The sequence below is a fragment of the Arthrobacter rhombi genome (assembly GCF_900163545.1).
GTDB classification, from domain to species: domain Bacteria; phylum Actinomycetota; class Actinomycetes; order Actinomycetales; family Micrococcaceae; genus Arthrobacter_H; species Arthrobacter_H rhombi_A.
Window position 1 is genome coordinate 97,789 of the sequence record NZ_FUHW01000022.1, and the last position, 20,069, is coordinate 117,857.

Consider the following 20,069-nt stretch of genomic DNA (forward strand, 5'->3'; position numbering starts at 1 on the left):
TGACACACAGTCTAGGGTCGGGGCCCAGCTCTTGGATAGCAGCTCGGCGGTCGCCGCTCCCCCCTTACTCCGCGGCGCCCTGCCCAGGCTCGTTGGGGGTCCGGAGTGTTTCGGGGTAGACGTCGAGGAAGCGGCGCATGGTGCGGAGGAAAACGGCAGCATCTTCGGGACCCAGCTTCTGAAGTGCCGTTTCATAGGCGCCCAGGCTCGTGAGCAGGTCCTGTTCGAAGGCCGCCACGCCTGATTCGGTGGAGAAGAAAACATAGGCATTTCCGGCTTCCGGGCGTGAACGCCCGAGCAATCCGGCAGCGTGTGCCGCATTGACCTGGCGATTCACGGTGGATTGCTCCAAGCGTAGGCTCTCCGCAATTTCGCGCAGCGTTCGGGCAGTCCCATCCGAGAACAGCCAAAGGATCCGCAATTCAGAGGTGCCTAAATGCAGCTGGGTCTCCAGCGCACGCCGCTGCAGATCAAGGCTGGCAAGGTAGCTGGCCAGCAGGCGGGCCCGAGAGACATCCGTCGCTTCGGGCAATGGCCACCGATCACCCATGCGCGTCTCCATATGTCGTCAATTAGGAACGTCTCTCTCAACATGTGTAGTCTACATAATCTACCTTATGTAAGTTACATACCCGGATCGGGTCTGATTCCACAACGGAAGAAGTACATGGAAGAAACAACGTCAACCGCCAATCCTCCGCAGGAGGAATCCACGGGCACGGCCCGGCATCCCCTCCTGGCGGTCGTCGTCCTCGGGTTCTCGAGTCTGTGTGCAGCACTCACGCAATCACTGGTCATCCCGATCCAGCCGGACCTACCCGCCTTATTGGACACCTCGGGCAGCAATGCGGCCTGGGTCGTCACCGCCACGCTCCTTGGCGGGGCCGTAGCGATGCCCGTGGCGGGCCGTTTGGCCGATATCAAGGGCAGGAAGCCCGTTCTGGTCGCCTCCGCACTGCTCCTGCTGCTCGGCTCCGTGGTTGCCGCCGTTTCCAGCGCCTTCATCCTTGTCGTGATCGGCAGGATCCTCCAAGGACTCGCCATGGGGTACATCCCCGTGGCCATCAGCTTCGCCCGCGAGCTGTCGGTTCCCAAGATGAGAAATGCAGCAGTCGCCGGCATCAGCGCGACGCTGGGCGTTGGCGGTGCACTCGGCTTGCCGCTGGCCGCATGGATCTCCCAGGAATACGACTGGCACGCCCTCTTCTGGCTCACGGCAGGGCTGGGCGTCGTCGTCACCATACTTTCGGCCACGGCATTGCCCCACCGAGCCATCCAGCACCCCGCGACCTTCGACGCCGTCGGCGCCCTTGGTCTGGCGGCCGGCATCGTCGGCATTCTCGTCGGGGTGTCCAAGGGCAATGACTGGGGCTGGCTCTCCGCGGGAACCCTCGGCTCGATTCTTGGGGGCCTGCTGATCCTGGCCCTCTGGGGTGTCTACGAGCTCCGACATGACGAACCACTGGTCGATCTGCGCTCCACGGCCCGGCGCCCCGTCCTGCTGACCAACATCGCTGCGGTCCTCATGGGCTTTGGCATGATGGCCCAGTCCATCGTGATTCCACAGCTACTCCAGATGCCTACCTCCACCGGCTTCGGCCTGGGACAGAGCGTCCTGGAAGCCGGCCTCTGGATGGCACCTGCAGGGCTGATGATGCTCCTGTTCTCACCGATCTCAGCGGCACTGATGACTCAGTTCGGTGGCCGCAACACCTTGGCCCTGGGGGCCTTTGTCATGGCCGCCGGCTACGGTTTCGCATTCCTTCTCACCGACGCCCCCTGGGAACTGATGCTCGCCTCCTGCATTGCCTGCGCGGGGATCGGCATCGGCTACGCCGCCATGCCGATCCTGGTCATGGACAACCTACCGGCAGCGGAAGCCGGGTCTGGCGTGGGCGTCAACGCCCTCATGCGTTCCATCGGCACGACCAGCGCCGCTGCGGTGATGGCCATCGTCCTGACCAGCAATTCGGTCCCGCTGTCGCCCGGCACCACCCCGGTCCCCACGCAAGACGCCTTCAGCCTCTGCTTCATGATCGGCGCTCTCGCCGCCATTGCCGCCGGTGCCGTCACCCTGACCATCCGTCGTCGTCGCCTGACCGAACCGATGGTCGAGGAGCCCGAGAGGGTCTTGGAACCCGCCGCATCCTGAACCCGGAGCCTCCGCCGCCCGGCTCTTGGTGACCCAAGGAACAGGCGCGGCGGGGGCTGTGGATGCGCTGTTTGCGATGCTGCGGGCCCGCGAAGACCACCAAAACGTTTTGCTCGTCGGGACTCGGTTTGTGTCTGCCACTTCTCGTCGCCTAGCATGTCGCTTTCGATCCGTTGAATGCTCAGGAGAATCACATGGCTGTTGAATACGATGAGGTCCGCCCGGACGTTGCCGAGCGCGACGAGGAGACCCTCAAGCAGGTCAAGCAAATTGACGCTCCCAATAAGAAGACCGCCGTTGAGGAGCTGGACGAGGAAGAGCCCCTAGATGGCGACGAACTGCCCGGTGCGATCATCGACGAGGAACTCGTCGTCCAGGTGCGCCCGCAGGCTCAGGACGAGTTCACCTGTGGGGAATGCTTCCTCGTTCGCTACCGTTCTCAGCTCTCCCGCACGAAGGACGGCATGATGATCTGCAAGGAATGCGACAGCTAATCCCGACGAGAAGAAATTCCACCGTCCGCGAACGGTCGCACACCCCTCGCTAGCGTCTGCCGGTCACGCGGTGCAGGCCTCGTTGGAGCAGCCGGCGTCCCTCCGGACCCAGTGGGCATCGGCGGAGCCGGTGTCCTCCCAGACGACGTGTCGATGCTGTCCGCAGGAATCGCACGCCGGGGCCACGTAGGCAGCCTTTTCCTCATCGGTATATGCACGGTAATCGCCCACTGCTGCCTCCAGGTATCGGTCCCTATGGCGCCACTCTATGCCCGAAGCCGAGGCGACGGTAGCCCTCCCGCCGCCGCGGCACAGTTCGGTGCTTAGCCTCGATCGCGCAGGCGCATATAAAGGTTGAAGGCCCCGGTCACAGCCTTGTTCAGCGGGTAATCCCACTCCCCCAGCTCCTGCACGACGTTGCAGCCCAAGGTGGTCTTGAACAAGGTCAGACCAGCCAGGTGGTGTCCCTTATCCAACGTCGCCGAAACACCGCCATGGTCCAAGAAGGTGCACCCTTCGGCCAGCGAATCTGCAATCATGCGGTGGATCAGGGCCTTGGGCGCGAAAAGCTTTCGCTCGATGGTGGACGAGGCACCATAGACATACCAGGCACCCTGACCATGGGAAACCCTGATGGCCGCAGCGAGGTCCTGCCCCCCGTGGACGGCGAAGTAGACGCTACAGGTCCCGGGAGCGTGCGCGTTCAGCGCCTGCATCATGGTGGTGAAGTACCCCACCGGTCGCCCGGTGAAATCGTCGCGTTCAGCGGTCTGCCGGTACAGCGCGTGGAAGCGTCCAATATCTTCGATCCCGCCGACCTGAACCTCGAGCGGGCCGGAGGCCGCCTTGCGGGTCTCCCGGCGGGCGTTCTGGTTCATTTGGCCCAACACCCCGTCGATATCCAGAGCCTGGCCATCGGCTCCGACAAGCGGGATGCGAGCCACAAATTCGGGCTGGCCGGTGTTGAAGTCTTCGCTGACTTCCTGCTTCGTCCACCCGAGTTCACGCAGTTGATCGGCGAGCGCGGTCGCCCGGTCATCGGTGTGCAGCGGGTCCAGCTCGGTCATCAGCGAATGCCCGCCAGCCGAGAGCGCCTTACGCACGGCTGCGGCGGCCCAGCTGCGGGTGATGACCGGCAGCCCCATGCGGACAAGGAAGACCCTGCGGGTTTTGAAATGGGCCAGCATGGGGGCCATGACATCTGAGGGGTTGAGGGTGCCCCATTCGGCGACGGGCCCCTCGGGCAAATAGGCCAAGGTGTACTTCAGGACCGGAACCGGCCGATGCAGTACTTGAACAGAGGCCCGCAGGGCGCCTTGCTGGTCAAACCAGCCAAGGTATTCGGCACGCCATTCACTTTTGACCCCGGCCCACGCGGGCAGCTGCATAAAGCTGGATTCGGGGTGTCGGGCAAGGTGTGCAAGGTGGTCGGCTGCGGGGATCTGGCGGACCGAGAGCTGGGTGGATGTCACGCCGACCAGTGTAGCAACGCGGGCCCGCGCGGCCGCGGCCCCACCCCGCATCGAGCGGCACCAGGATTGCAGACTCCGCGGAGTGGGGACACCACCATCACGTTTTCGCCTTCGTACCCCTATGGGGTACTTGACGACATACCCTAGGGGGGTATAACTTGACGTTATGGACACCACCTTGCCGACCGTTGATCAACCAGCCGATGCGCACCGCGAGCACGGGTACACCGCCGATAAGCAGTCCCTGCTCAAACGGCTGGGTCGCATCGAAGGGCAGGTCCGCGGGATCGCACGGATGGTGGACGAAGAGAAGTACTGCATCGATATCCTCACGCAGATCTCAGCGATCAACGCCGCACTACACAAGGTCAGCCTCGGCCTGGTCGAGGAGCACATCGGACACTGTGTCGTCGGTGCCGCCCAGGATTCACTAGCGACCGGTGACCCAGAGATCGTCAACGACAAGGTCCGCGAGGCCTCGGCAGCCATCGGCCGCCTCCTGCGCTGACCCCTAAAAAGGAGCAAACATGACCACCACCATCAGCATCGACGGCATGACCTGCAACCACTGCGTTGCCTCAGTCACCGAGGAACTCTCGGAGATTGACGGCGTCACCAGCGTAAATATCGATCTCGTCGCCGGAGGAGTCTCCACGGCCCACATCGACTCCTCCGAACCCCTGAGCGAAGCCAGCCTCAACGAGGCAGTTTCCGAGGCCGGCTACACGATCGTCCCCACCAACACCTAAGGCACCACCAGCCAGGAGCAGCAGCATGGAACAGCACCTCGAACAGACCGTCGCAGAAGGCCGGATCCTCGATCTGGATATCCAGGGGATGAGCTGCGCCTCGTGCGTCTCGCGGATTGAGCGCAAGCTGGGCAAAATCGAGGGCGTGGAAGCCAGCGTCAACCTGCCCTTGGAATCGGCGCGTGTTACCGCCCCGGCATCGGTGAGTGACACCGAGCTGCTCACGGCGGTCGAGGCCGCCGGATACGGTGCCTCGGTCAGGCAGGATCCGCATCACCACCCCGACAGCAGCCCGCAGGATAACGGGGGAAAGCCCGGCGAGCACGTCGATCACCTGAACCATGGTGGAAGCGCCGAGGACCTGCGTCCGCGCCTGATCGTCGGTGCGATCTTCACGATTCCGTTGTTCCTGATCTCCATGATTCCCGCCCTGCAGTTCCCGCACTGGGGCTGGGTGGCCCTGGCCTTGGCGACACCGGTGACCTGGTGGTCGGCCTGGCCTTTCCACCGCGCCGCCCTGGCCAGCGCCCGCCACTTCTCCTCCACCATGGACACCTTGGTCTCCATCGGCGTATTGGCCGCTTACCTCTTCTCGCTGTGGCAGTTGCTGTTGGACCCGGCCATGACCGCCGGCACCGGGATGGGCATGTCCGACCACCAGCTGTACTTCGAAACGGCCGGCGTCGTGGCCACCTTCCTGCTATTGGGCCGTTGGCTCGAGGCCCGCGCCAAAACCTCTGCAGGCGATGCCTTGCAGTCACTGCTGAGCCTGGGGGCCAAGGACGCCACCGTAATGCGCGACGGCATTGAAGTACGCATCCCGGCTTCCGAGCTGGTCCCCGGGGATGAGATCGTGGTGCGCCCCGGAGAGAAGATCGCCACCGACGGCTACATCCTCGAAGGCGAATCGGCCATCGACACCTCGCTGATCACCGGCGAATCCGCGCCGACCGACGTCGGCCCGGACGACACCGTCACCGGCGCCACCATCAACACCTCGGGCCGGCTGCTGGTGCGTGCCACCCGGGTTGGCGCGGAGACGACCCTGGCCCAGATGGGCAGAATGGTTTCCGACGCACAGACCGGCAAGGCTCCGATCGCCCGGCTGGCCGACAGGATCTCCGCGGTTTTCGTTCCGATCGTGCTGGCCATCGCCGTGCTCACCTTCATCCTGTGGCTCGCCATTTCCGGCGATTTGCAGTCAGCCTTCACGGCAGCCGTATCCGTCCTGGTCATCGCCTGCCCCTGCGCCCTGGGCCTGGCCACCCCCATCGGCCTACTCGTAGGCACCGGACGTGGTGCACAGTTGGGCATCCTCATCCGCGGCCCTCAGGTCCTCGAGGACACCCGTCGGGTGGACACCGTTCTGTTGGACAAGACGGGAACCGTCACCGAAGGCCGACTCGCCATGGCCGATGTCATCGCCACCGCCGATGTGGATCAGGAAATGATTCTGGCCTTCGCTGGCGCCGCCGAGTCGGGGTCTGAGCATCCGATCGCCCAGGCCATCACCGCCGCCGGTCGGCACGCCGACCCCGTCTCAGCTTTCACCTCCTCCCCCGGTGGCGGCGTTCGGGCCACCGTGGGTTCCGCCGTCGTCATCGTCGGTTCGCCCGCCTGGCTGAGTGACAACGGCACCGAACCCAACAACGCCTCCTTGACCGCCCTGTCCGCGGCCCGAAAACAAGGCACGACGGCGGTACTGGTCGCAGTGGACGGCGCCGCTATTGGGGTCATCGGGCTGCGCGATACCGTCCGCGAGTCCTCCCCGGCAGCCATCGAGCGCCTACGTTCCCTTGGCTTGCGTCCGATGCTGCTGACCGGCGACAACGAGGAGGTGGCCGCCCAGGTGGCCACAGCGGTTGGCATCGATCCCGCCGACGTCTTCGCCGGGGTTCTTCCGGCGGGCAAGGTCGACAAGGTGGCAGAAATGCAGGCCACTGGCGCCGTGGTGGCGATGGTGGGCGACGGCGTCAACGACGCCCCAGCCTTGGCCCGCGCCGACCTCGGCCTGGCCATGGGTTCGGGAACCGACGTGGCTATCGAGGCCGCGGACATCACCGTCATGGGCAACGATCTGGCCCAGATTCCGCAGGCCATCGAGCTCTCCCGCAGAACCCTGGGCATTATCAGGACGAACCTGTTTTGGGCGTTCCTCTACAACACGATCGGCATTCCGGTCGCCGCCCTGGGGCTGCTCAACCCCATGATCGCCGGCGGCGCCATGGCTGCCAGTTCGGTGCTGGTGGTTCTGAACAGCCTGCGCCTGCGCAGCTTCGCGAAGTAGTTCGGGCCAGCTCGTTTCGGGCCTCTGGCCGGCTTTCCTTCACTCGGCCACTTACTTGCTTACCCTAAGTAAGTAAGTTAGCGTTGTCAGGTAGCAACGCAAGGAGCCAATAGTGATCAATGACCAAGAAGCCGGCCAGATTCTCTCGGAAATGGTGCAAACCAGTCGGACTTTCCGCTTAGCCGGCCAACGCAATAAGGACCAGAGCTTCACGGGGACTAGGTTCGGCTTCCTGCAGCATCTGCGCCACCGTGACGCCCGTTTGGGTGAGCTGGCGACCCAGCTTTTCGTCTCGGCCCCCGTGGCCTCACGTGCCGTGGACTGCCTGGAGGCCGACGGATTGGTCGGACGCCGACCGGACCCCGAAGATGCCCGAGCCCAGCTCATCTCCATCACCGAACGCGGACTGACGAAGCTCACCGATAGTGAGACGCACGCCGTGCGCCGGTTCGCCGATTCCCTGACCGACTGGTCCACGGAGGACGCCGAACAGGCCATCAACCTCCTGCAACGACTGAACCTGCACCTGGAAGAAATCACCAGGGACCCCGAACTTCATGGACCCCACGGGGCCGACAAGCTAGCCACCACCTCCGACACCGGAAGCGAGTTGATGGGATGACGTCCTCCACCTCCACCACCGCGGCAATCAACACCGAAGAACCACGGGAGTATTCGCATCGCGAAATCCTCCAGGTGATGACCGGTCTGCTCGCCGCACTTTTCACCGCGATGATCTCCACCACCATCGTGTCCACAGCACTGCCCACCATCATGGCCGATCTGGACGGCACCCAGCGTCAGTACACCTGGGTCATCACCGCCAGCCTGCTGGCGATGACCATCGCCACCCCGATCTGGGGCAAACTCTCGGACCTCTTCAACAAAAAGACCCTGGCGCAGATCGCGATCATCATGTTCGTGGCAGGCTCCATCGCCGCAGGACTCTCCACGACCATCACCTTGATGATGACCGCTCGCGCGGTCCAGGGCGTGGCCATGGGCGGGCTCATGGCGCTGGTGCAGTCGATCATGGCCTCCATCATCGCCCCTCGTGAACGTGGACGCTACGCCGGCTACATGGGTGCCGTCATGGCCGTGGCCACGGTTTCCGGGCCGCTGATCGGCGGGGTCATCACCGATTCCCTGAACTGGCGCTGGACCTTCTTCGTCAGCGTCCCCTTGGCCGTCGTCGCGTTGATCCTGCTTCAACTCAAGCTGCATCTGCCGACCATCAAGCGTGCCAACCTCAGCATCGACTACCTCGGCGCCATCCTGGTCTCCGTATCGGCCGCCATTCCGATGCTCTGGGTGACCTTCGCCGGGAGCGAGTATGACTGGATTTCTTGGGAGTCCGGCGTCTTCCTGGCCGCCTTCCTCGTCGCCGCCGTCTTGGCGGTGATCGTCGAGTTGCGGGCCCCCGAGCCGATGATCCCCATCCGGGTGCTGCGCAACCCCACCGCTGCGTGGATGATCGTCGCCAGCGTGGGTGCCGGTGTGGGCATGTTCGGTTCCGGCGTGTTCCTGACCCAGTACTTCCAGCTCGGTGACGGACGCACCCCCACCGCTGCCGGCCTGATGACCATTCCGATGATCCTCGGCCAGACGCTCTCAGCCATGGTCGGCGGACTCATCGTCACGCGGATCGGACGGTGGAAGCCGGTGATGATGATCGGCAGCGTCATCATGCTCATCGGCCTCGTCGGTTTGGGCACCATCAACCACGACACCTCCTACCTCTACGTCGCGATCTTCATGGCCCTCATGGGTCTGGGCATCGGCACTCTGGTCCAGAACGTCGTGCTGGCCGTGCAGAACACGGTCGACGTCACCGAGGTCGGTGCCGCCTCAGCGGCCATCGCCTTCTTCCGCTCCTTGGGCGGGGCCATCGGCGTCTCCATCCTCGGCGCCGTGTTGACGAGCCGCGTCAGCACCAACATCTCCGAAGGCCTGGAAAAGCTAGGCATTCCCGCCGGCGCCATGTCAGCAGGAGGCGGGGACACCGAACTGGATATCAGCGGGTTGCCCGCACCGGTTCAGGAAGTGTTCCACAATGCCTACGCCGATGCGTTCGGTCCGATCTTCATGATCGCCGCCATGATCGCCGCCGTCTCGGTCATCGCCATCGCCATCGTGCGCGGCGCCCCGCTGCGCACCACGGTGGCCATGAATCCCTCGCCCAGGACCCCGGTGCCCGACAGGACTCAGGACGAGGACGGAACCCTGGAGGCCGACGGCGCGCCCCAGCCGGGGACATCGCCCACAACACCACCACCCTCAGGTCACCAAGACTGAGAACGCGGAGAAACAGGAGTCGAACATGCAGGACATCAAAACGATGAAGGCCTTCGTCCTTCCACACCGTGATGCCCAGACCGTGGAACCGGCCCGCGTGCCGGTTCCACGGATCGGCTCCGACGAACTGCTAGTGCGTGTGCACGCCATCGGCGTCGGAATCCATGATTCGTACTTCCTGCCCGGGGACGCCCGGTACCCCTACCCCATCGGGATCGAGGCGGCCGGCGTCGTCGAGCAAGTCGGCAACGACGTCACAAGCCATGCCGTCGGCGACCGCGTGTCCTTCGTCAGCGCCATGCAGCCGGGCGGAGGCACGTGGGCCCAGTGGACCGCAGTGAAGGCGGAATCGATGATCCTGCCGATACCGCAGGGCATGAGTTTCGTTGCGGCAGCGGCTGTTCCGGTGGCCGGGAACACTGCGTTGAAGGCGCTGCACACCGTGGCCGATGTCCCGGCAGGTGGGTCACTCTTTATCGCCGGCGGATCCGGGGCCATCGGCACGTTCGCCATCCAACTGGCCCGTCAGCGGGGCTTGCGGGTCGCCGCCTCGGCATCGGCTGCCAACCACGACTACCTTCAGTCGGTCGGGGTTGAAAAGGCCGTCGACTACCACGACTCCCGATGGCGCGAAGAGGTGCTGGCCTGGATGCCCGGAGGGGTGTCGGCCGTGATGGCGGTCCAGCCCGGCACGACGGCGGACAGTCTGCCAGTGCTCAGGGACGGCGGGACCCTGGTCTCGATTTCCGGTGACCCGCTGGTATCCGAGCGCGGGGCCCACCTGACCGGGCTCCCCTACCAGCTCGATGTCGGAGCAGAGCTCGGCAAACTCATGGAACAGATCGCCTCAGGGCAGGTGCACCTCGAGCTCGAACGGGTGTACCCGTTCGACGAAGCCTTGGACGCCTTGGCGAAGGTGCAGACCCGTCGGGCCCGCGGAAAAGTCGTCCTCCAGCTGGAATAGCCGCCTTGGAGCCCTCCGTTTCAGGAGCCCTCGGCCGGGCCCCAGCCCCTGCCGAACCCATAACCTTGCGCAAATTGGCCCGGCAGGGGAAGGCCTGTTTTTGGACCGCACGTATGCCGCTTTGTGGATATGTGACAAACCCCCGTGTTAACGTGTCCATAGCGTCGGCCCGGGCTATCTCCGGGCCATGGGGCGCGTGATCTATCGACTAATCCGACACGAGGAGCGCCAAAAACGCGATGAGCGATCTACATCCGGCACCTGCAGACCAGGCCGACAGCGAATCCGGTGATGAGTCACCCAAGGGTTCCGCACCGGTCAGGTGGCCGGTTTTCATCGCATCGCTCGTCGGGGTCCTTGCCGTCGCGATCTGGACCCTGTCCGCGCCAAAGCAAGCCGAGGCAGTCATCGGTGAACTGGTCGCCTTCGTCTCCACCAGCTTCGGCTGGTTCTATATCCTGCTGGCCACCGTCATCCTGGTCTTCGTGATCTACCTGGGGATGTCCCGGTTCGGGCACATCAGGCTGGGACCCGACGATTCTCGACCCGAGTATTCGACGTTTGCCTGGGCCGCGATGCTTTTCGCCGCAGGCATCGGCACCGACGTGATGTTCTTCTCCGTCTCCGAGCCGGTTTCGCAATACCTGAACCCACCCGTGGGCCAGGCCGAAACCGTCGACGCCGCACGAGAAGGAACGTTCTGGACGCTGTTCCATTACGGGATCACCGGTTGGGGCATGTACGCGCTGATGGGTATGGCCCTGGGGTACTTTGCCTATCGGTTGAATCTGCCACTCGCCGTCCGTTCGGCCCTCTTCCCGCTCTTCGGGCGACGCATCAACGGCGTCCTCGGTCACGCGGTGGACACCGCAACCGTGCTCGGGACGATCTTCGGCGTCGCGACCAGCCTGGGGATCGGCGTGGTGCTGCTCAACGCAGGACTCAACATCATCTTCGGCATCGCCATCGGGACGGCGGCGCAAGTCGGACTGGTGGTCCTGGCCGTGATCATGGCAGCCATCTCGGCGACCACAGGTGTCGACAAGGGCATTCGATTCCTCTCCCAACTCAACGTCATCCTGGCCATCGCACTGGCCGGCTGGGTTCTGGTCACCGGAAACACCCGCTTCCTGCTCGATGCGATCGTGATGAATGTCGGAGACTTCATCAGCATGTTCCCGGGCATGACGTTGCAAACCTTCGCTTTCAACGACGTCGACGAGTGGATGTCACTGTGGACACTGTTCTTCTGGGCCTGGTGGGTCGCCTGGGCATCCTTTGTCGGCATGTTCCTGGCCCGCATTTCGCGCGGTCGAACGATTCGCCAGTTCGTCCTCGGAACCATGGTCATCCCCTTCAGTTACATCGTGATGTGGGTATCGATCTTCGGAAACGCCGCCCTGTCCCGTGTTCGCGGCGGGGATACGGAGTTCGCCGATACGGCAGCATCGGGCAGCGGTCTGGGCTTCTTCAACCTCTTGCAGGAGTACCCGCTCTCCGGGGTGGTCATTGCCGTCGCGGTCCTGGTCGGCCTGCTGTTCTATGTCACCTCCGCCGACTCCGGCGCCCTGGTCATGGGCAACCTGTCTTCTCGTCTGCGGAGCGTCCAGGAGGATTGTGCCCCCTGGCTGCGCATTACCTGGGCCGGGACCACCGGCCTGCTGACGATGGGCATGCTCCTGGTCGGTGGAATCACCGCACTGCAATACGCCACCATCATCATGGGCCTGCCATTCTCGATCGTCTTGATCCTGGTGATGATCAGTCTGTGGAAGGCGTTGCGGGTGGAGGGCCGCCGGGCCGACAAGAGTACCGGCACCCGAGCCCATATCCTGGCGGCACGGTTTGAAAACCGCGAAACCTGGAAGACGAGACTGTCCAGGGTCACCAATTTCGTGAGCCCCGACGATGCCCGACGAGATCTCCAGGACCTGGTGTTCCCTGCCTTGCAGGAGGTCTCCAACGAGCTCAACGAGCGCGGTGTCCCGGCCCGGGTAGCGATGGAAGAGGGCGAGAGACCGGCAGTCCAGCTAACCACCAACGCCTCGTCGGATCCGTTCATCTACCGGGTGCAATTCGAACTTGTTCCGGTGCCGGCCTACGGTGGCCGCATGGTCGGAAGCAGGGACCAATACGCCCGCCTCGAGGTCCACCTCTCAGCCGGTGGGCAAGACTACGACGTGATGGGCTTCTCCAAAACCCAGCTGATCCACGACTGCCTCGACCACTACGAGGAACATGTGGAGTTCCTGAGGATCGCGGACTAGTTTCCGGATAGACCCCACCGGAACGGCACCCCAGGGGGTCTGGGAGATCGTCCGGGCCAAAAAAGCACCGCCGGTGCATGGGCTAGGCCATGCGCACGGCGGTGTTGCTTACCCGATGGCGCCTAGGGGGCCGGGTTGATCACGCGCCCCCACGTGGACTTATTGCCCCAAATGTTCTGGCGCAGACCCTCCAGTTGAAGGATCTGTGAGTGGTCCACGAACAGGTTCACTTCGTTCCCGTAGTTCTTGATGTACCACTCGAAAACCGGTCCGTCGGCGGCCTCAAACATCACGTTTTCCAAACCGACCGAGTTGATGATGGATGCTGCGGCGCCGGTGTTCCATTCATCGACGTTCTCGGTGATGCCCTCGGATTCGATCATGATGATGTCGGCCCCGGCGTCCAGGCATCGTTTCGCACGATCCGTCAGGTCGCCGATGTCCTTCATCGACTCAGCAGCCAGTTCGGCTTCCCCGGAGTCCCCTCCGGAACCGACCTGGATGCCCAACTCCGGTTTGGCTTTCAGCCCCGCCTGGGTGACTTTCTCGACCAGACGCAGCAGCCCGGTGGTGTTGAGCATGATGAAACCGGTGGAGATTTCGATGGTGTCGAACCCCACGTCCTTGGCCTCCTTCAAATACTGGTCCACCGCGTCATTCCCGTAGCGCAGCACGGTCTCGATCCACCCTCCCGAGGAGACGTAGGATCCGTTGTCGTGGGCGATATCGCTGAATTTTTTGACCTGCTCGGGCGGAACCAGGGCAAACGAACCTCCTGCCCATTTGATGCCGTCCACCCAGGGACCCGCGACGTCGAAGACGTCCTGGAGGTGACGGGTGCCGAAGGTGGAGTAGTAGGGCGCACGAATCTCGGTCAGTCCAGTGGTGCGCGGTTTCGACGGGCGGTACGCCCGGGGAACGAAGTTGAATGAAACGTCTTGAGCAATCTGGTGGGTCATACTGTCTCCTGAGAAAACTCGCGCCGATTCGGGCTCGAGGGTGTACTGGACCGCCGGGTGCCGACCTGGGCCAACAGGACGGTCAAGTCCGAGACCTGATGCTCATCGATGGCGTGCACCGTCTCGGCGATCTTCTCGCGCAGCTCATGGCTGGCGAAGGGTGAAGTGAGGGCATCAAATTTCCGCCGTGCCCCCTCCCAATCCAATGGGTCGTCATGGAACCCCTGATAGGAATCCCGGGCCGAGTGGAACCGTGTGCCATCGGCCAGGGTGATTTCCAGATCCGCTGGCATGTGCTGCGGGAAACGCCGGGAAAATTCCGGATCCTCGCTGATCTCCACCTTGCCCATCAGATCCTGGACATCCCGGGCAACGATGCGCTCGGGGGTGTACTGCTGGGGGGTCACCTCACCGTCCAAAAGGGCCGCGGCGAGCATCCAGGGCAGGGAGTGGTCGGCTTCCTCCTTGGCGGAGATGTTGCGCTTATCGCCTTCCTCGCCGCCCCCGATGATGTTCCAAGCGACATCGAAGGTACGGAGCCGAGCCGTTTGCACCGAGCTGGCGTCGAAGCCCTCCTGGCTGCGGACGTCCAGAGCTGCCTCCAAGGCCGACTGGGAATGTATCTCGGCGTTGTGCTTCTTGATGATGGTGCGCAGCACGCTCTCCAGATCCTCGCTCGACCAGTCGATGAAGAAATCACCGGCTATGGATTCCTTGAAACCCTTATTGCCCTCGAAAACCTGTGCCGGGCCGGTGATCCCGCGCGAAGCCAGCATGGCCGACCACGTACCTTCTTTGGATACGTGCGGGTAGGCCAGACCCTTCCAATGGCTCAGGTCCCCGGTCCGGGTCACGCGCAGAGCATTGTTGGCGGTGCCCGCCATCGCGATGGCGTTGGCCGTCTGCTCGACGGAGAGGCCCATCGCCTTGGCCGCTGATGCGGCGGCCGCGTACGCGCCTTGCGTGGTGTGGTCGAACCCCTTGTCCCGGACCGGGGCGACGTCGGAGAGGCGGGTGTGGACTTGATAGGCGACTGCCAGGGCATCCAGGAAGGTCTTGCCGCTGGCCCCTGCCATTTCCGCAGCAGCCAGAGCCGCTCCCAGGTTGTCTGAGGGGTGGTTGGTCTCCTTGGGTGCCAGATAGGAGTCCATGAAATCCAAATACCGTGAAAGCGCCGAGTTGAAGAAGGCCACCCGTTCGGCAGTGGACTTCCCTCCGCCGATCATGGTGGCCTGCTCGGTGCCTCCCAGATCCTTCAGCAGTTCCCGGATCGAGGAGATGGGCTTGGCATCGAGGGCTCCGATCGCGACCCCGAGCGTATCCAGGACATGGATTTTCAGTTGCTCCCGTGCTGCGGCGGACATGGTGGCCGAATCTGCCTGGTGGACGAAGGCTGCTAGTTCCTGGACCTCAGTCATGAGGACTCCTCACTGTTGAAACGAAACCCTTAATAGTTATTAGGTTTACCTTACTTAGTTTAATCATGGTTTTGTGTGCTATCAAGAGAAGGGGTGTGTGATGTTGAACGGCCACCCCCTAGGCGCCCACCGACGGAGCAGGGGCGGGAGGCCTCGCGCACCCCAAATATTTGATTTATGGTGAAGGAAATTACTCCCGAACGAGGTGGGCGGATTCACGGTGGACATGGTGCGGGTGTCGAGAATTCGAGCGTTCAGCACCTAGATCCACGCGAATGAGTCGGCCTCTTTCCACTCGGGAGTACCGTTCATTGAGCTGGAGGAGTTTCATCATGTGCGCATCGGATCCGGTCAACGACGGCGTTTCGCCGATTACTCTTTCCGATATCGAGCGGGCCGGGCAACTACTCAGCGACGTCACTGCCTGCACGCCAATCGAAACCAGCTCCTCGCTCAGCGACTTGGCCGGGGTGCAGGTCTTCCTCAAATGCGAGAACTTGCAGCGGACCGGTTCCTTCAAACTGCGCGGGGCGTTCACGCGGCTCTCGGCGCTCAGCGAAGCCGAACGTCGACGCGGGGTGATTGCCGCCAGCGCAGGCAACCATGCCCAGGGGGTGGCACTGGCCGCCCGCGAATTGGGGATCGACTGCCTCGTTTACATGCCCATGGGGGCAGCCCTTCCCAAGGTGACGGCTACCCGGGCCTATGGTGCCGAGGTACGTCTGGCCGGTGCCGACCTCGCGGAATCCATCGAATTCGCCCAAGCGGAAGGCGAGACCAGCGGACGTGTTTTCATCCCACCGTTCGACCACGTCAATATCGTGACCGGTCAGGCCACCCTGGGCCTCGAGGTCCTGGAACAGGTCCCCAACGTCGGGACCATCATCGTCCCCACCGGCGGCGGAGGCCTGCTGGCCGGGGTCGCCACTGCCGTGCATCTCTCCGGGTCCCGGGCCCGGGTCATCGGGGTGCAGGCCGAAGGGGCTGCCGCCTTCCCGGCGTCACTTCTCGAGGGTGCGCCAGTCCGACTGGCCAAGATGTCGACCATTGCCGACGGGATCGCGGTGCCGTCGCCCAGTGAACTCACCCTGGGGATCGTGCGTGATCATGTTGCCGAGATCCGGACGGTGACTGAGGAGCAGATCGGTGAGGCGATGCTGTTGTTGAGCGAGCGGGCCAAAATGGTGGTCGAACCGTCCGGCGCCGCGGGTGTTGCTGCCGTACTCGAAGGTGCCAAGGATTTGGAGGGTCCCATCGTCGTCGTGCTCTCCGGCGGAAACGTCGACACCTTGGTGCTGAACCGGGTCCTGCAGCATGGTCTCGTGGCTGCCGGGCGCTTCATGCAGATGATCGTCCGCGTACCCGACCGGCCGGGGTCTCTGGTCGAGCTGCTCACCGTACTGGCACGCACCGAATGCAATGTGGTCAACGTCGAACATGACCGAACGACCAGCGGGTTGGCGGCTAGTGAAGTGCAGATCGGCGTCAAGGTCGAGACCAAGGGCCAGGAACACAAGACGGAGATCATTGCGGAGCTCAAGCGGCTTGGCTACGAGGTTTCCTACCCCGCTTTTGAAAACGCCTGAGACCCCTACACGGAGGCCCGGCGGCCGGCTTCCTGGACCAGGGCGATCGTCAACTCCAACGCCTCGCCTCCCAGGCGGTAGGACGGGCCGGCGACACCGATCTGGGCGATCATCACCCCGTCGGCGCCGAAGACCGGCGCCGCTACCGAGGTTAGTCCCGCTTCGAATTCCTCCAGCGACAGGGCGTAGCCGCGCTGCGCCGTCGTCGCGATTTCGGCGTCCAGCATTTTGCGGTCGGTGATCGTGGAGGCGGTAAAGCGTTTCAACGTCCTGCGTAGTAACTGCTCACGAATTGAGGCCGGCTGGAAGCCCAGCGACACCTTGCCGGGCGATGTGCAGTGCAGGGGGGTTCGGCGACCCAGCCAGCTGCGTCCGACCACCGAGGAGGCGGGCAGGATCTGGTCAATGGTCACCGACTCCCCACTCTCGGTGACGTTCAGGGTGACTGTTTCGAGGCACTCTCCGGCCAACCAGACGCACGCCTGGTGCACCTGGGGACTGAAACTGGCGGTCGTCGGGACGGTTTGAGCCAGTCGGACGAGGCCGTGGCCCAGTTGATACTCCGTACTGTCCGAGCGCTGTTCGACCAGACCGTGGTCGGCCAAGGTGTTCAGGATCCGGAAGGCCGTCGACTTATGCACATCGAGTTCCTGGCCGACGGCACTGACGGTGCTCGCCCCTTCACTGGCGAGGAATTCCAGGACGATGGCGGCACGATCGACGGACTGGATGCTTCCTCTGGTCATGCGTTCGCTCGGTAACGTCATGGCGCTCACGCTACCAGTACGGTCTTCGGCTGAAGACTGGTTGGGAACTTCATCGCTCACGTCCGCATCCTCTGATTTTCGGGGTCGAACACCGGGGTGCGGCCGGCGCTGAGGACGGTCACCCGATGATGCTCTGCCAAATACTCGACCAGCAAGTGGTTGCCTTCCCGTGCCTGTTCCGGCGGGAGGTAGGCCATGAGCAGGTAGCGGCCCACCGAGGGTCCGTCACCGGCACTGGTGACGAAGGATCGCCGGCCTCCGGCGTCGGTGATGGCTTCCCCCTCGAGCGTGAGGATTGGTTCGCTGCCGCTGGGGTACCTTGCGGGCCCTTCACCGGCTACCGGGGCGTCCATGCCCAGCGTGCACAACACGGTGACGGGTTCGGCCTCACGCGCCCGCAGGTAGGCCGGTTTGCCGACGAACCCGGCGTCCTTGACCCGTGGCAACGCCAGTCCTGCCTCCACCGGATTGTAGTCGGCAGAAAGCTCGGCGCCCATCAGCCGGTAGCCCTTCTCCAGTCGCGCTGAGCCCCCGTAGACGCCGATTCCTGCCGGGCGGACGCCGAAGGGCCGGCCGGCGTCGGCGATCACATCCCAGAGTCGCATCCCCTGGTCGACGTCGGTATGCAGTTCCCAGCCGAGTTCCCCGACATAGGAGATCCGCACAGCCAGTACCGGGATATCGCGCACAGTGATGTGGGCCGCGCTGCCAAAGCCAAAGGCGGCATCGGAAACGTCGTTGGCGCTGACCGAGGCCAGGACATCGCGGGCCCTGGGCCCCCACAACCCGATGGTCGCCGTAGCCGCCGTCAGATCCGCGAGATGAACGGAACCATCGGTGGGAAGGTGGCTGCGCAGCCAGGCGATATCACGTCCCGCATCGGTGGCACCGGTGATGACGCGATAGTGGCCGATCCCCAGGCGGACCAGGGTGAGGTCGGATCGGAATCCACCGCGGGGATCCAACAACGGGGTATAGATGACCCGCCCGACGGGTCGATCGACCTGGGCCATGGCCAGCGACTGCAGGAAGTCCATGGCACCGGGCCCGGCGACGTCGAACTGGGCGAAAGCCGAGAGATCGATCATCACCCCACGCTCCCGCAGGCAGAGGTGTTCGGCGACACTGATCGGCGAATGCCAGCGGGCATCCCACTCGTGGGTCCGCTGCGGTACCGCGTCGCCGAATTCGGCCAGCAGATCGGCATTGGAGGCGAACCATTGCGGGCGTTCCCATCCGGCAGCTTCGAAGAACTCGGCACCGTTATCGATATGCCGCCCGTGGATCGGCGAGCGCCGCAGGCCGCGGGCGCTGAGGAACTGTTCGCGCGGGTGCACGATCCCGTAGGTCTTCGGGAACCCTTCCTCGGCGCGGGCCCGCACATAGGAGCGGGTGCGTTGGGAGGGGTGGAACCGGGCGATGTCATCGGCGTGCAGGTCGACCTCGGCCGAGCCGTCGCTCATCCATTGGGCCAGGTACTTCCCCACCGCTGGTGCCTCGCGGATCCACACCGCCGCGGCTGACCACAACCCCTCGACCTCGGGAGTGGGCCCCAGCAGGGCCCCTCCGTCGGGGGTCAGCGAGAGCAGCCCATCGATCGCCAGGGTGCGCTCCAGCCCGGGTTCGCGCAGCATCGGGAACAACTGCCGGGCGTGTTCGAGCGGTTCGGAGAAGTCCGCCTCGCTCAACGGAAGCTGGGTCGGGGACCATGCGGCGGTGCCGACGCGGGCCAGCGATTCAGCCTCATGCAGGATGGCCCGGTGGGCGTAGGAGCCGATCTGCAGTTCGTCCCAGCGTTGGCGTTCATACATCTTGGCGGTCATATCGCGGATGATCGGGGTGTCGATCTCCACTCCGCTGGCTTCGAACCCGGGGATGGGACCGAGGTTGATCATCTGGTGCACTGCGGGGGTGAGCGGGAGGGCGGCACCGGCCATCGCGCCGATCTTTGGGGACCAGACCCCACAAGCGATGACGACGGTGTCGGTGGCGATGTCCCCCACGCCAGTGCGCACCCCGGCGATACGTGCCGGTCCACCTCTCGCCGCGGGCTCGGTGAGCAACCCGGTGACTTCGGTGTCAGGAAAAACGTGCAGCGCATCGGCGTCGAACGCTGTTTGGCGCATCAGCTCCCCGGCGGCGAGGGGGTCGACGACGGCTGCGGAGGGGGTGTGGAATCCTCCGGTGAGCAGCGAGGTGTCGATGAGCGGGGCGAGTTCGCCGATACGACGGGGGTCAATGAGTTCGGCGTCGACACCCCAGGATTTGGCCGAAGCCAGCCGGCGGCGCAGTTCGTTGTGGCCTGCGTCGTTGCGGGCGACTTCGATGCCCCCGCAAGTGGTCAGCGTGCCCAGGTCCCTGAACTGGTTCATCGACTCCACGGTCAGTGCGGTGACATGGCGTTGGTGGTCCACGGGGAAGATGAAATTCGAGGCATGCCCGGTGGATCCGCCCGGATCGGGTAGCGGGCCCTGGTCCAACAGGACCATGTTCCGCCACCCGGCCTCGGCGAGGTGCTTGACCAGTGAACTGCCCACGATGCCAGCGCCGATGATGACGACGTCGGCAGTGCCTGGCAGGCCCCCGCCGGACGGTGCCGCGGGGCGGACCGTCCCGTCACCCGGCGGTGGTTTCGGTTGCGTTGGCTGGTTCACTGATG

General features: G+C 64.1%; 17 protein-coding genes. 10 read left to right on the forward strand and 7 right to left on the reverse strand.

Translation table 11 applies throughout. The features are described from left to right. Nucleotides 1-64 precede the first annotated feature (64 nt). Nucleotides 65-550, reverse strand: a complete 486-nt coding sequence (locus tag FM101_RS15845; RefSeq protein WP_218778262.1) for a MarR family winged helix-turn-helix transcriptional regulator — start codon at nucleotides 548-550, stop codon at nucleotides 65-67. 117 nt (nucleotides 551-667) lie between these two features. Between FM101_RS15845 and FM101_RS05620 the strand changes: the two genes are divergently transcribed. Beyond that, entirely contained in the window at nucleotides 668-2,152 is a 1,485-nt protein-coding gene (locus FM101_RS05620; RefSeq protein WP_086996684.1) for an MFS transporter, read from the forward strand. A 194-nt stretch (nucleotides 2,153-2,346) separates the two neighbouring features. After that, a complete protein-coding gene (locus FM101_RS05625) occupies nucleotides 2,347-2,646 on the forward strand; it encodes a DUF4193 family protein (protein WP_086996687.1) in 300 nt (99 codons plus the stop codon). A gap of 63 nt (nucleotides 2,647-2,709) precedes the next feature. Here FM101_RS05625 and FM101_RS15705 read toward each other — a convergent pair whose 3' ends face one another. Together FM101_RS15705 and FM101_RS05630 are read right to left on the reverse strand one after the other, a co-directional pair. Further along, complete coding sequence (locus FM101_RS15705) at nucleotides 2,710-2,877, reverse strand: hypothetical protein (protein WP_179204248.1); 168 nt, start codon at nucleotides 2,875-2,877, stop codon at nucleotides 2,710-2,712. Nucleotides 2,878-2,969: 92 nt separating this feature from the next. Beyond that, nucleotides 2,970-4,118: a lipid II:glycine glycyltransferase FemX gene (locus FM101_RS05630; protein ID WP_245806630.1), complete on the reverse strand. Its 1,149-nt coding sequence runs from the start codon at nucleotides 4,116-4,118 to the stop codon at nucleotides 2,970-2,972. A 166-nt stretch (nucleotides 4,119-4,284) separates the two neighbouring features. On the opposite strand from FM101_RS05630, the gene FM101_RS05635 reads away from it, so the two are divergent. From FM101_RS05635 to betT, 7 genes are all read left to right on the forward strand, one after another. Then, entirely contained in the window at nucleotides 4,285-4,626 is a 342-nt protein-coding gene (locus FM101_RS05635; RefSeq protein ID WP_086996693.1) for a metal-sensitive transcriptional regulator, read from the forward strand. A 19-nt stretch (nucleotides 4,627-4,645) separates the two neighbouring features. Continuing rightward, entirely contained in the window at nucleotides 4,646-4,867 is a 222-nt protein-coding gene (locus tag FM101_RS05640; protein ID WP_086996696.1) for a heavy-metal-associated domain-containing protein, read from the forward strand. Nucleotides 4,868-4,892: 25 nt separating this feature from the next. After that, nucleotides 4,893-7,154 (forward strand): heavy metal translocating P-type ATPase, encoded by a 2,262-nt coding sequence (locus tag FM101_RS05645; RefSeq protein ID WP_086996700.1) that lies wholly within the window; start codon nucleotides 4,893-4,895, stop codon nucleotides 7,152-7,154. A 112-nt stretch (nucleotides 7,155-7,266) separates the two neighbouring features. Beyond that, nucleotides 7,267-7,776, forward strand: a complete 510-nt coding sequence (locus FM101_RS05650) for a MarR family winged helix-turn-helix transcriptional regulator (protein WP_086996704.1) — start codon at nucleotides 7,267-7,269, stop codon at nucleotides 7,774-7,776. After that, nucleotides 7,773-9,449, forward strand: a complete 1,677-nt coding sequence (locus FM101_RS05655; RefSeq protein ID WP_086996706.1) for an MDR family MFS transporter — start codon at nucleotides 7,773-7,775, stop codon at nucleotides 9,447-9,449. The genes FM101_RS05650 and FM101_RS05655 overlap by 4 nt, the downstream gene beginning before the upstream one ends. Nucleotides 9,450-9,474: 25 nt before the next feature. After that, nucleotides 9,475-10,413 (forward strand): NADP-dependent oxidoreductase, encoded by a 939-nt coding sequence (locus tag FM101_RS15850; protein ID WP_198962453.1) that lies wholly within the window; start codon nucleotides 9,475-9,477, stop codon nucleotides 10,411-10,413. Between the two features lie 239 nt (nucleotides 10,414-10,652). Continuing rightward, complete coding sequence (gene betT, locus FM101_RS05665; protein ID WP_086996709.1) at nucleotides 10,653-12,680, forward strand: choline BCCT transporter BetT; 2,028 nt, start codon at nucleotides 10,653-10,655, stop codon at nucleotides 12,678-12,680. 122 nt (nucleotides 12,681-12,802) lie between these two features. Here the strand turns inward: betT and FM101_RS05670 are convergent, their stop codons facing one another. After that, on the reverse strand, nucleotides 12,803-13,639 hold the full coding sequence (locus FM101_RS05670; RefSeq protein ID WP_086996711.1) for a phosphosulfolactate synthase: 837 nt from the start codon (nucleotides 13,637-13,639) through the stop codon (nucleotides 12,803-12,805). Beyond that, nucleotides 13,636-15,057, reverse strand: coding sequence for an MmgE/PrpD family protein (locus FM101_RS05675; RefSeq protein WP_086996714.1), 1,422 nt, complete (start codon nucleotides 15,055-15,057; stop codon nucleotides 13,636-13,638). The genes FM101_RS05670 and FM101_RS05675 overlap by 4 nt, the downstream gene beginning before the upstream one ends. Nucleotides 15,058-15,389: 332 nt before the next feature. Between FM101_RS05675 and ilvA the strand changes: the two genes are divergently transcribed. Beyond that, a complete protein-coding gene (gene ilvA / locus FM101_RS05680) occupies nucleotides 15,390-16,643 on the forward strand; it encodes a threonine ammonia-lyase (RefSeq protein ID WP_086996717.1) in 1,254 nt (417 codons plus the stop codon). Nucleotides 16,644-16,648: 5 nt separating this feature from the next. On the opposite strand, the gene FM101_RS05685 is transcribed toward ilvA, so the two are convergent. After that, a complete protein-coding gene (locus tag FM101_RS05685) occupies nucleotides 16,649-17,410 on the reverse strand; it encodes an IclR family transcriptional regulator (protein WP_143269227.1) in 762 nt (253 codons plus the stop codon). Nucleotides 17,411-17,466: 56 nt separating this feature from the next. Continuing rightward, nucleotides 17,467-20,064 (reverse strand): GcvT family protein, encoded by a 2,598-nt coding sequence (locus FM101_RS05690; protein WP_245806631.1) that lies wholly within the window; start codon nucleotides 20,062-20,064, stop codon nucleotides 17,467-17,469. Nucleotides 20,065-20,069: the final 5 nt, after the last annotated feature.

Bases quoted from the DNA above. Each gene is read 5' to 3' on its own strand.
- FM101_RS15845 (WP_218778262.1), bottom strand. From the start codon at position 550: ATGGGTGATCGGTGGCCATTGCCCGAAGCGACGGATGTCTCTCGGGCC.
- FM101_RS05620 (WP_086996684.1), top strand. From the start codon at position 668: ATGGAAGAAACAACGTCAACCGCCAATCCTCCGCAGGAGGAATCCACG.
- FM101_RS05625 (WP_086996687.1), top strand. From the start codon at position 2,347: ATGGCTGTTGAATACGATGAGGTCCGCCCGGACGTTGCCGAGCGCGAC.
- FM101_RS05635 (WP_086996693.1), top strand. From the start codon at position 4,285: ATGGACACCACCTTGCCGACCGTTGATCAACCAGCCGATGCGCACCGC.
- FM101_RS05640 (WP_086996696.1), top strand. From the start codon at position 4,646: ATGACCACCACCATCAGCATCGACGGCATGACCTGCAACCACTGCGTT.
- FM101_RS05645 (WP_086996700.1), top strand. From the start codon at position 4,893: ATGGAACAGCACCTCGAACAGACCGTCGCAGAAGGCCGGATCCTCGAT.
- FM101_RS05655 (WP_086996706.1), top strand. From the start codon at position 7,773: ATGACGTCCTCCACCTCCACCACCGCGGCAATCAACACCGAAGAACCA.
- FM101_RS15850 (WP_198962453.1), top strand. From the start codon at position 9,475: ATGCAGGACATCAAAACGATGAAGGCCTTCGTCCTTCCACACCGTGAT.
- betT (WP_086996709.1), top strand. From the start codon at position 10,653: ATGAGCGATCTACATCCGGCACCTGCAGACCAGGCCGACAGCGAATCC.
- FM101_RS05670 (WP_086996711.1), bottom strand. From the start codon at position 13,639: ATGACCCACCAGATTGCTCAAGACGTTTCATTCAACTTCGTTCCCCGG.
- FM101_RS05675 (WP_086996714.1), bottom strand. From the start codon at position 15,057: ATGACTGAGGTCCAGGAACTAGCAGCCTTCGTCCACCAGGCAGATTCG.
- ilvA (WP_086996717.1), top strand. From the start codon at position 15,390: ATGTGCGCATCGGATCCGGTCAACGACGGCGTTTCGCCGATTACTCTT.
- FM101_RS05685 (WP_143269227.1), bottom strand. From the start codon at position 17,410: ATGACGTTACCGAGCGAACGCATGACCAGAGGAAGCATCCAGTCCGTC.